Origin of the sequence: Pinirhizobacter sp., from assembly GCF_036499745.1 — a bacterium.
In the GTDB taxonomy this organism is placed as follows: domain Bacteria; phylum Pseudomonadota; class Gammaproteobacteria; order Xanthomonadales; family Rhodanobacteraceae; genus Pinirhizobacter.
The window spans coordinates 11884-23700 of record NZ_DASYDG010000015.1; the positions used below are offsets into that span (position 1 = coordinate 11884).

Here is an 11817-nt window from a genome sequence, read left to right on the forward strand (position 1 = left end):
CATCGCTCTCCCGCCGGGCAGGTCTGCGAGTACGGCTCAGTGAGGCTGGGCGGCCGTGATCGCGTCGCGAAGCTCGCGGAGTTTCGCCTTTACTTTCGCTTCGCCATCGGGTCCTTGCCGGATCAGCATCTTCTGGCCGACGGATGCTGATTGAAGCTGAGGATCGGCAAAGGCGTAATGCCCGCGGTCCTGCACCACCGCGATCGGACCCTTCGGCTCAGGCGCGGCGAGCATGTCGTCGATCGCCACCACCAGGCGGTCGTTGAAGTAGCCGGTGGGGTAGCCCAGTTCCTTGTATGCCTGCTGGAACAATGGGTAGAAGCGGACGTACCAGGCAGCGGCAGCACGCGGGTTCACGTGCTCAACCACCGCCAGGTAACGCCCGTAGCGTGCTTCGTTCTTCGGATCGATGCTGCCGTCGCTGGACACCAGGAATTTCCCGCCCGCCGTCTTTACCGGCAACAACCGGGAGGCCAGGGCGTGGCGCGGCAGCGCGTCCACCGTGGCGACGATACGGCCGATCACCTGCTGGCGAAGGAGCAGGCCATCGAGGTTGCCGATGCCGGCAAGGTCGGACAGGCCTTCGGCGGCAAGCGTATCGCTGTCGCTCAAAAGAGGAAGCGGCGCCGAGGACGGTGACGCGGGGCCTGCCGCGCCGATGGGGTGCTGCACGACAGGAGTCGCCGGTGTGGAAGATGCCGGCGCGGGCGGTGGCAGGGCCGCCACCGGCGCAGGTTCCGGCGCCGTCGCCTTGCGCCAGAACCAGTAGCCACCGGCTCCCACCGCCACCAGAACGATAACGGCCAGGAGCCAGGAAAAGACCGGGGTGCGTTGTGCCATCACGCTGCCTTTATTGCTTCACCATATCTTTCGACCCTCTGTGCGGGTCGGAGGTTCCCTACATATTTCGTCGGTATTCGCCACCCACATCGTACAGTGCGTGGCTGATCTGGCCCAGCGAGTTGTACTTCACCGCATCGATCAACTGTTCAAAGACGTTACGGCGGTCACGCGCGGTAGCCTGCAGGGTGCGCAGGCTTTCCGGGGCCAGCGCATTCCTGGCACGGCCGTAGCGATGCACGTTGTCGATCTGCTGGCCCTTTTCGCCCTCGGTGGAACGGATCAGTTCGATCTCGGTGGCGATCTCGCCGCCGTGATCCTTGGGCAGGAAGGTGTTGACGCCGATCAGGGGCAGCGAGCCGTCGTGCTTCTTCTGCTCGTAGTACATCGACTCTTCCTGGATCTTGCCGCGCTGGTACATGGTGTCCATGGCACCCAGTACGCCGCCGCGCTCACTGATGGCCTCGAATTCCTTGTAGACGGCCTCTTCCACCAGATCGGTCAGCGCGTCAACCACATAGCTCCCCTGCCAGGGATTTTCGTTAAAGTTCAGGCCGAGCTCGCGATTGATGATCAGCTGGATCGCCACCGCGCGGCGCACGCTTTCTTCCGTGGGCGTGGTGATGGCCTCGTCGTAGGCGTTGGTGTGCAGGGAATTGCAGTTGTCGAACAACGCGTAAAGCGCCTGCAAGGTGGTGCGGATGTCGTTGAACTGGATCTCCTGCGCATGCAGCGAACGGCCGGAGGTCTGGATGTGGTACTTCAGCATCTGGCTGCGCGCGCTGGCACCGTAGCGCTCGCGCATGGCGCGGGCCCAGATGCGCCGCGCCACGCGGCCTATCACGGTATATTCCGGATCCATGCCGTTGGAAAAGAAGAACGACAGGTTGGCCGCGAAGTCGTCCACCTTCATGCCGCGGGCGAGGTAGTACTCGACGATGGTGAAGCCGTTGGACAGGGTAAAGGCAAGCTGGCTGATCGGGTTCGCCCCTGCCTCGGCGATGTGATACCCGGAGATCGACACGGAATAGAAATTCCGCACCTTATGATCGACGAAGTACTGCTGGATATCACCCATCATGCGCAGAGCGAACTCGGTGGAGAAGATGCAGGTGTTCTGCGCCTGGTCTTCCTTCAGGATGTCCGCCTGAACGGTGCCGCGCACGGTGGCCAGCGTATAGGCCTTGATCCGCGCATATGTTTCTTCATCCACCACTTCGTAGCCTGAAACTCCCAACAGGCCCAGGCCCAGGCCGTCGTTGCCCTGGGGCAGTTCGCCAAAGTATTCCGGGCGTCCGCCTTGCGGGTAGAGTTCGGCGATTCGCGCCCTGGCGGCTTCCCAACGAGCGGGTTCCTCGTTGAGGTATTTCTCCACGTTCTGGTCGATGGCCGTGTTCATGAACATGGCAAGGATGATCGGCGCCGGACCGTTGATGGTCATCGATACCGATGTCGTCGGCGCCGACAGGTCGAAGCCGGAATAGAGCTTCTTCATGTCGTCCAGCGTGGCGATGGACACACCTGAGTTACCGATCTTGCCGTAGATATCAGGACGCGGGGCGGGATCTTCGCCGTACAGGGTGACCGAGTCGAAGGCCGTGGAAAGACGCGCCGCCCCACCGCCCAGCGACAGGTAATGGAAGCGGCGGTTGGTGCGTTCAGGCGTGCCTTCACCGGCAAACATGCGGGTGGGGTCTTCGCCGACGCGGCGATACGGGAACACGCCACCGGTATACGGGTAACCGCCCGGCAGGTTCTCGCGCATCAGGAACGATAGAAGTTCGCCCCAGTCCTTCGATTTCGGCGGCGACACCTTGGGAATCTTCTGGTGGCTGAGCGAGGTACGGTAGTTCTCTACACGAATGACCTTTTCTCGAACCTGGTATTCGTTGAACTCGGCCGTGACCGACTCGTACCGCGCCGGCCATTCTCGCAGCAGGCTTACAGCGTCGGCAGAGAGTTCGCGCACGGCCTCGTTATAGCGCTGGCGCAATGTAAGCATGCTGCGGTCGACACCGGCGGCCTTGGGCGACACGGCATCGTGGTCGTAGAGATCCAGCGCGCGGGGGAGTTCCTCGTCGCCGATATCCTTGAGTGATTCGAAGTAGTGCTGCGCCTTGCTGGCGGCCTCGGCCTCGCGGGCGATGCCGGCATTGATCCCCCTGCCCTGCTCGGCGATCTCGGCCAGGTAACGCACGCGGTTTCCAGGAATCAATACCGTGGCGCGCGGCTCCTTCAAGGTGGTGTCCAGCGACGGCGTCCAGCGATCGGCGGGAAGGCTGAGCTTTTCGCGCAGCAGGCGGCAGAGATTCGAGAACATCCAGGTGACACCCGGATCGTTGAACTGGCTGGCGATGGACGGATATACCGGGACATCCGCATCGGCTAGGGTGAACGCATTGCGGTTGCGCTTCCACTGCTTGCGCACGTCACGCAGCGCGTCTTCGGCCCCACGCTTATCGAACTTGTTCAGCACGATCAGTTCGGCGAAGTCGATCATGTCGATCTTCTCCAGCTGGCTGGCCGCGCCGTATTCGCTGGTCATCACGTACATCGGGAAATCGACCAGGTCGACGATTTCCGAATCGCTCTGGCCGATACCGGCGGTTTCCACGATCACCAGGTCGTAGGCCTGGCTCTTGAGGAAGTTGATGCAGTCGTGGAGCATTTCGTTCACCGCCGCGTGCTGGCGGCGCGTGGCCATCGACCGCATGTACACGCGTTCTGAACGCAGGGAATTCATCCGGATGCGGTCGCCCAACAGGGCGCCCCCGCTACGGCGGCGGGTGGGATCCACCGCCAGCACGGCGATACGCATGTCAGGGAATGCGTGCAGGAAGCGCAACAGCAGTTCGTCGACCACGCTGGATTTACCCGCGCCGCCGGTGCCGGTAAGGCCGAGCACAGGCGTCTTGCGACCGGCCAGCTCCCACGCCTTGCGCAAGCGGGTAAGCTCGCCTTCCGAATACATGCCCTCTTCGATCGCCGTCAGCGTGGCGCCGATGGAGATCTCATCGCTCACCTTCGCTTCGGTGGGATGTTCCTTCACTGCGGTGGCACGTTCATCGGCCGCCGCGCGGGTGCGCTTGACGACGTCCTCGATCATCTCCACCAGGCCGAGCTTCATGCCGTCGTTCGGATGGTAGATGCGCTCTACGCCGTAAGCTTGCAGCTCGCGGATTTCCTCAGGCGTGATGGTGCCGCCACCGCCTCCGAACACACGAATATGGGCTGCGCCGCGTTCGCGCAGCATGTCCACCATGTACTTGAAGTACTCCACGTGGCCGCCCTGGTACGACGACAATGCGATGGCGTCGGCATCTTCCTGCAGGGCCGCGCGGACAACATCTTCCACCGAACGGTTATGGCCCAGGTGGATCACCTCGGCGCCCTGCGCCTGGATGATGCGGCGCATGATGTTGATCGCCGCATCGTGGCCATCGAACAGGCTCGCCGCGGTGACGAAACGCAACGGGGCGCGTTCACCCCGGGCGTCACTGGCGGGAACATGCTTGGGCTGGGTGCTCATGGGTACTCCGGGTACGACGGCGTGCGGGGAGCGGCCATTGTACCGGGGGGCCCGTGATCGGCCTGTTGCAGTGCAAAAAACTAGGGGTTGGAGACGCCGTGCGGTACGTGGCCGGTGGCCACGTGGCGGCGCGCGGATTCCACGTTGGCCGGGGAGTCATCGAAGAAGATATCGGCGCCGAAGGCTTCCAGGAACGGCCCCTTGTCGCGCCCGCCCAGGAACAGCGCCTCGTCGATGCGCACGCCCCACCGTCGAAGGGTAAGGATGACGCGCTTGTGCGCCGGCGCGGAACGGGCGGTGACCAGGGCCGTGCGGATGGGGGAATCCTCGGCCGGAAAAGCCGCCTGCAGCCGGTGCAGCGCCGACAGGAACCCTCGGAACGGTCCTCCGGAGAGCGGTTCGGCCCAGCGTTCGCTCTCATTGCGGTGGAAGGCCTCGATGCCCTCCTCGCGCGAGACGCGTTCGCCTTCGTCGCCAAAGATCACCGCATCGCCGTCGAAGGCAATGCGCAATTGCTCGCTCGAACGCGGCGGCGCGGTGGACGGCAGGATGGTGGCCGCGGCAACTCCCGCGCGCAAGGCGCGACCGACGTCCTCGGGATTGGCCGAGAGGAAAAGATCGGCGCGGAACGGCGCGATGTAATCGGATGTGGGCGCACCGCTGGTGAACGCCGCACGGCTGATGCCCAGTTCGTAGTGCTGGATCGCATTGAAGATGCGCAACCCCGTATCGCCAGAATTGCGCGAGAGCAGGATCACTTCCACCGGTGGAACATCACCGGCCAGGCGGTTCAGCCCCAGGAGCTTCTGCACCAGCGGAAAGGCCACGCCCGGCTCGAGCAGCTCGTCTTCCTTTTCGATCTGGAACTGGCGGTAGGCGTCCAGCCCCTCGCGCTCGAAGAGCTCGTGGCTATTGCCCATGTCAAACAGCGCGCGCGAGGAAATGGCCACCACCAGGCGGTTGTCGCCGGTGGCTTCCTTCGCGTGGGCGTTGGTTTCAGGCGGCTGGGACACAGCTTCAGGCTCCGAAGGGCACCGTGTGAATTTACCACCGATCTACAGGGCGAACTGCTCGTCAAGGATGCGCTGCTGCAGGTTGTGTTCCGGATCGAAGAGCAGGCGCACGCCGTGCCGCCGCGACTGGCGGATCTCCACGCTGTGCACATCGCGCACTTCGTGGAAGTCGGCTGTGGCGCTCACCGGCCGCTTGTCCGGGTCCTTGATGGTGAATCCCACGCGCGAGGCGTGCGGCAGGATGGCGCCGCGCCAGCGACGCGGGCGGAACGGGCTGATCGGGGTGAGGGCGAGCACATTGGCGTCCAGGGGCAGGATCGGCCCGTGGGCTGAGAAGTTATAGGCCGTGGAACCGGCCGGCGTGGACACCAGGATGCCATCGCAGACAAGCTCGTCGAGCTTCACCAGTTCGTTGATGCGGACCTGCAGATGCGCTGCCTGGTTGGTCTGGCGGATCAGCGACACCTCGTTGAAGGCCAATGCCTTGTGCTCCTGGCCATCGATGCAGGTACATGTCATTTCCAGCGGATGCAGGATCGCCGGGTGCGCGCGCTCGATGCGCTCGACGAGATCGGGAAGCTCGTGGCGGTTCATCAGGAAACCGACCTTGCCCAGCTTCATGCCGTAAACCGGTACGCCCAGCGAGCGAGCATCGTGCAGGGCACGCAGCATGAAGCCATCGCCACCCAGGGCCACCACGGTCTCGGCCTCGGCCAGGGGGACGTCGCCATAGCGTTCCACCAGTGCTTCGCGGGCCTTTCGGGCGATGGAGGTGCTGCTGGCGACGAACGAAAGGCGCATGGGTGAAGAGATCACGGGCCGGGGAGCCTGAAGCTTACCCGAATCAACGGTGAGCGCCGGGCTGCCCCAGCAGCTTCCATGCCCGTAGTTCGCCTCCACCGAGGTGGAAGGTGATCACCTGGCGCATCAGCCGGCGCAGGGCGGCGAGCCCGGCGGTATCCGGACACTGGTCGGCGGCGAGGTCCAGCAGGTCTCGTCCCCGCACCGTGTGCGGCTCGTTGGGGCGCGCAGGCACGGCGCCCAGTTCCGGTTCGTAGCGATAGCTTCCTCCCGGCACCAGGGGCTGGCCGCTGTCACCTTCGTACTCCAGTGCCAGGGCGTAGCCCAGGGCATCGAGCAGGTCGCGTTCGAAGCGTCGCAAAGTCCAGCCCACTGGCTCGCCATCGGCAAGCCGCAGCAGTGTATCGCCGTAGGCGTCAAACACGGCAGGCTGCGGATCGTGACGCGCTGTCAGGCGCACGATGAGCTCGTTGAGGTACAGCCCCGACATCAGCGCATCACCCGCCAGCCGCATCGGCTGGCCGATGGGCTCGGCGGCACGCAAAGTGGCCAGTTCACCGCGGAGCAGAAGATCCAGCGCCATGGGCTGGAAGGGTTCGAGCTGCGAGCGCTGCAGCCTGGCCCGCTCCCTGCGCACCCCGCGGGCCACTACGCCTATGCGGCCATGGTCGCGGGTAAGGCATTCAAGCAGCAGCGATGTCTCGCGATACGGCCGCCCATGCAGCACGAACGTGGGTTGCTGGTCGATGCGCATGGCGCCCAGGGCTTATTCGTAGCCGAAGCGCTTGAGTGCGTTCTCATCGTCGGCCCAGCCCTCACGCACTTTCACCCAGAGCTTGAGGAATACCTTGCGTTCGAAAACGCTTTCCATCGCCTTGCGCGCGGCACTGCCGATGGCCTTCAGCTGCGCGCCGCCATGGCCGATGACGATCGCCTTCTGGCCGTCACGTTCAACCCAGATGATGGCGTGGATCTCCGCCACGCCATCCTCGCGGTCGACGAACTGCTCGATCTCTACCGTGGTGGCATAAGGCAGTTCCTGGTCGAGCCGGCGCATCAGCTGTTCGCGGACCATCTCCGAGGCCAGGAAGCGTTCGCTGCGATCGGTTATTTCGTCCTCGCCATACACAGGCGGGGCCTGGGGCAGGCGTGCGATCAGGCTGCGCTCGAGCTCTTCCAGACCCTTGCGCTTGAGTGCACTGACGTAATGCACCTCGTCAAAGGCATGTTTGGTGGTGAGATCGGCGACAAACGGCAGCATCGCCGCTTTATCCTTGGCCAGGTCCACCTTGTTGATCACCAGGATGCGCGGTGCGGATTGTTCGGACAACACCGCGTGCACGGCGGTGTCCTCATCCGTCCAGCGATTAGCCTCGATCACCTGCACGCCGACATCGACGTCCGACATGGCTGAACGCGCGGTGCGGTTGATGCTTCGGTTCATCGCCCGCTTCGCGCCGCGATGCAGGCCCGGGGTGTCCACGTACAGGATCTGGCCTGCAGGTCGCGTGGCGATGCCCAGGATGCGGTGGCGCGTGGTTTGCGGACGGGGGCTCACGGCAGATAGGCGGAATCCCACCAGGGCATTGAGCAAGGTGGACTTGCCCACGTTCGGCCGACCGGCCAGGGCCACGAAACCGCAGCGGTAGTCGGCGGGGACAACCGGTTTGTTTTCGTTTTCGATGGTGGATTCTTCGTTCATGCGGTTTGCTCCAGCAGGCGAGCCAGCACGGCCTCGGCAGCTTCCTGTTCGGCAGCCCGGCGGCTGCCGCCGCGCCCTTCGACGCGGCAAGTGATGGGGTCGGCGATCGTGCAGCTGATGTCGAAGGTCTTGGCGTGGTCTTCGCCGTGGCTGTCGATCAATTCATAGGTAGGCAGGGGCAGGCCCCTGCCCTGGAGCCATTCCTGCAGGCGCGTCTTGGCGTCCTTGCTCGAACGCGGCATCGCAGCCACCTGGTCGGCGAAGAGGCCGCGCACCACTTCGCGGCAAGCGTCGAAGCCGGCGTCCAGGTAAATGGCCGCAATCAGCGCCTCGAACGCATCGGCGAGGATCGACTCGCGACGGAAGCCGCCGCTCTTCAACTCGCCGGGGCCAAGTTTCAGGTCGTCGCCGATCTCCAGCGATTTGGCCACCACGGCCAGCGCCTGGCCGTTCACCATCTGGGCGCGCAGCCGCGAGAGTTCGCCCTCACTGGCCTTGGGATGCGCCTGATAGAGCATCTCGGCCACCATCGAACCCAGAAGGGCATCGCCGAGGAATTCGAGCCGCTCGTTATTGGGACGTCCGGCGCTGCGGTGTGTCAGCGCCAGCTGGGCCAGCGCCGGATCGGCGAAACGATGCAGCGGCTTCACACCTTCCTCATTGCGCGATGTCACCTGCGAGCGGCTTGGATGTCTCGAAATGCAGGAGCAGCGAGATGTTGTACATGAACGGGATGATCTTGTCGTATTGCACATGCAGCGTGGCCGCATTGCCCTGCCGCTGCACGGTGATGTCCTTCGGCTTGATGGTGGCGTCGTCCACGTACTGGAAATTCATCTTGAACATGAGGTCGCGGCGGATGTCGTCGAGTGTCTTGCCCGAGGTGCCCGCGGCACCGATCTGCGTCATCGCCTTCTGCACGCCCATGAATTCCGTATAGGCAGGCACCAGCTTCATCGCCGCATAGGCGAAGAACCCGACCACGGCCAGGATGATGATGAAACCGACCAGCGTGACGCCTGATTGCCTGCCTTTCATGACTGTCTCCCCCCGAAGAATGGATCGTGAGCCCGCACCCGTGGCGCGCCGCGGGCAAAGCATAACCGCTCCGCGCCCGAGCCGGGATGGATCAATGGATCACCCGGCCCATGCGCGGGAAGTCCAGCCAGGGGAAATCCAGGCCTTTCCAGCTCAGCCAGACGACGAACGCCTTGCCCACCAGGTTCTTCTCGGGCATGCAGCCCCACCAGCGGCTATCGGTGCTGTTGTAGCGATTGTCGCCCATCACGATGTAGCACCCCTGCGGTACGACCGTGGGAACGTCACCATTGGGGATGTCGTGCGGGATGTTGTAGGCAGGCATCAGCGCGATGCGGTGGTCCACGCCAGGCGCGCCTGCGGTACCTGGCAGGTGCTCGGTCCAGAGCGTGGCCCCGTTGGCCAGCATCAGGCTGTCCTCGGCCAGTCGCGGATCGCCCTCGTACGGGCCGATGGCGTCGTCCACCACCCGTTCGCCATTGATGTAGAGCTCGCTGCCGCGCGACTCGATGCGGTCGCCGGGCAGGCCGATCACGCGCTTGATCCAGTTCTGGTTGGGCACCGGCGTATGCGGGTCTTCGCAGGACTGGTCGCCACTGCGCAGTACCTGGCCGTCGACCTGGCAGATGTACCCGGGGAACCGGAACACCACCACATCGCCGCGGCGCGGCTCACCGATGGACACCAGCTTGTTGTTGAAGGCCGGCATGCGCAGGCCGTAGGCGAATTTGTTGACCAGGATGAAATCACCCACGTTCAAGGTGGGCATCATCGAGCCTGAGGGGATGCGGAACGGCTCGGCGACGAACGAACGCAGCAACAGCACGATCAGGATCACCGGGAACAGCGAACGGGCCCAGTCGGTGGGCCAGGGGTCGACCAGCGGCTCGCCGGAAGCTTCGGTCCGGGCCTTGCGTCCCTTGTACAGGAACAGGCGGTCGAAAGCCCAGACCACGCCGAACAGCGCTGTCAGGCCAAGGAGGATCGCCGCGAAATCGAATTCCATGCCTACTCCATCGTTCAAGGCCGCCACTCCCGGGCCGGCCAACAAGGCCGCACGGTAACACCGGCGACCGGCTTGCGAATACGTGACCTTCGGGGTTATTTGTCCGTCCGGAGCACCGCCAGGAAGGCTTCCTGGGGAATTTCCACGCTACCGACCTGCTTCATGCGCTTCTTGCCTTCCTTCTGCTTCTCCAGCAATTTCTTCTTGCGCGACACGTCGCCGCCGTAGCACTTGGCCAGCACGTTCTTTCGAAGCGCTTTCACCGTGGAGCGGGCGATCACCTGGGCGCCGACGGCAGCCTGGATCGCCACGTCGAACTGCTGGCGGGGGATCAGATCCTTCATGCGCTCCACCAGTTCGCGGCCACGGCGGTCGGCGTGCGACCGGTGAACAATGAGGCTCAACGCATCGACCCGGTCACCGTTGATCAATACGTCCACGCGCACGAACGGACCAGCGTCGAACCGCTCCATGTGGTAGTCCATCGACGCATAGCCACGCGAGACGGACTTGAGCCGGTCGAAGAAATCGAGCACCACTTCGGCCAGCGGGATCTCGTAGGTCACCTGCACCTGCGTTGCCAGGTAGTGGATGGAACGCTGCACGCCACGCTTTTCTTCGCACAGCGTGATCACGTTACCGACGTAAGCCTGCGGGGTAAGGATGCTGGCCACGATGATCGGCTCGCGGATCTCCTGGATCTGCGGGATCGGCGGCAGCTTGGACGGATTATCCAGCTTCAGGATGCTGCCGTCGGTCTTGAGCACCTCGTACACCACCGTGGGCGCGGTGCTGATGAGGTTGAGGTCGTATTCGCGCTCCAGGCGCTCCTGCACGATCTCCATGTGCAGCATGCCCAGGAAGCCGCAACGGAAACCGAAGCCCATGGCCTCGGAACTCTCCGGCTCGAAGAACATCGATGCATCGTTCAGGCGCAGCTTGTCCAGCGCCTCGCGAAGCGCGGGGTAGTCATCGGCCGACACCGGGAAAAGGCCTGCGAAGACGCGCGGCTGCATGGTCTGGAAGCCGGGCAGCGGGTGCTCGGCCGGCTTGCTGGCAAGGGTAAGCGTGTCGCCCACCGGGGCGCCGTGAACGTCCTTGATCGAGGCATTGATCCAGCCCACCTCGCCCGCGCCCAACTTGTCGAGCTTCTTCAGTTTCGGGGTGAACACGCCGACGTCGTCGACCAGGTGCACGCGCCCGGTGGACATCACCAGGATCTTGTCGCCGGGCTTGATCTCGCCCTGCATCACGCGCACCAGGGACACCACGCCCAGGTAATTGTCGAACCAGGAATCGATGATCAACGCCTGCAGGCGGTCGGTATCGCGCGGCTTGGGCGGCGGGATGCGGGCGATGATCGCCTCGAGCACCTCGACCACGTTGAGGCCGGTTTTCGCACTGATCGAAATGGCGTCGCTGGCATCGATGCCGATCACCGCCTCGATCTCGCCCTTGACCTTCTCGATGTCCGCGGTGGGCAGGTCGATCTTGTTCAGTACCGGCACCACTTCCAGGCCCTGCTCGATCGCCGTGTAGCAGTTGGCCACCGACTGCGCCTCCACGCCCTGGGCGGCGTCGACCACCAGCAGGGCACCTTCGCAGGCGGCCAGCGAGCGGCTTACCTCGTAGGAGAAATCCACGTGGCCCGGGGTGTCGATGAAGTTGAGCTGGTAGGTTTTGCCGTCGCGTGCCTTATACGGCAACGACACCGACTGCGCCTTGATGGTGATGCCACGCTCGCGCTCGATGGGATTGTTGTCCAGTACCTGCGCTTCCATCTCGCGTTCGGACAGGCCGCCGCAGATCTGGATGATTCGATCAGCAAGCGTGGACTTGCCATGGTCGATGTGGGCAATGATGGAGAAGTTGCGAATGAGATCCATGG

Annotated in this window: 10 protein-coding genes; all 10 read right to left on the minus strand. The window is 63.9% G+C overall.

Annotated elements, in window-relative coordinates:
* Positions 1 to 36: 36 nt before the first annotated feature.
* Positions 37 to 840 (minus strand): DUF3014 domain-containing protein, encoded by an 804-nt coding sequence (locus tag VGM61_RS05140; protein ID WP_331521661.1) that lies wholly within the window; start codon positions 838 to 840, stop codon positions 37 to 39.
* Positions 841 to 898: 58 nt separating this feature from the next.
* Positions 899 to 4369, minus strand: coding sequence for a methylmalonyl-CoA mutase family protein (locus VGM61_RS05145; protein WP_331521662.1), 3471 nt, complete (start codon positions 4367 to 4369; stop codon positions 899 to 901).
* Between the two features lie 80 nt (positions 4370 to 4449).
* Positions 4450 to 5382: a 5'-nucleotidase gene (locus VGM61_RS05150; protein ID WP_331521663.1), complete on the minus strand. Its 933-nt coding sequence runs from the start codon at positions 5380 to 5382 to the stop codon at positions 4450 to 4452.
* A gap of 42 nt (positions 5383 to 5424) precedes the next feature.
* Positions 5425 to 6183 carry an NAD kinase gene (locus tag VGM61_RS05155; RefSeq protein WP_331521807.1) on the minus strand — a complete coding sequence of 253 codons (759 nt, stop codon included), beginning with the start codon at positions 6181 to 6183 and terminating at the stop codon, positions 5425 to 5427.
* 43 nt (positions 6184 to 6226) lie between these two features.
* Complete coding sequence (recO, locus tag VGM61_RS05160; RefSeq protein WP_331521664.1) at positions 6227 to 6937, minus strand: DNA repair protein RecO; 711 nt, start codon at positions 6935 to 6937, stop codon at positions 6227 to 6229.
* A gap of 12 nt (positions 6938 to 6949) precedes the next feature.
* On the minus strand, positions 6950 to 7885 hold the full coding sequence (era, locus tag VGM61_RS05165) for a GTPase Era (RefSeq protein WP_331521665.1): 936 nt from the start codon (positions 7883 to 7885) through the stop codon (positions 6950 to 6952).
* A complete protein-coding gene (gene rnc / locus VGM61_RS05170) occupies positions 7882 to 8535 on the minus strand; it encodes a ribonuclease III (RefSeq protein ID WP_331521808.1) in 654 nt (217 codons plus the stop codon). Before rnc ends, era begins: the two co-directional genes overlap by 4 nt.
* Positions 8536 to 8542: 7 nt before the next feature.
* Positions 8543 to 8923, minus strand: coding sequence for a DUF4845 domain-containing protein (locus tag VGM61_RS05175; RefSeq protein ID WP_331521666.1), 381 nt, complete (start codon positions 8921 to 8923; stop codon positions 8543 to 8545).
* Between the two features lie 91 nt (positions 8924 to 9014).
* A complete protein-coding gene (lepB, locus tag VGM61_RS05180) occupies positions 9015 to 9929 on the minus strand; it encodes a signal peptidase I (protein ID WP_331521667.1) in 915 nt (304 codons plus the stop codon).
* Positions 9930 to 10024: 95 nt separating this feature from the next.
* Entirely contained in the window at positions 10025 to 11815 is a 1791-nt protein-coding gene (gene lepA / locus VGM61_RS05185; RefSeq protein WP_331521668.1) for a translation elongation factor 4, read from the minus strand.
* Positions 11816 to 11817: the final 2 nt, after the last annotated feature.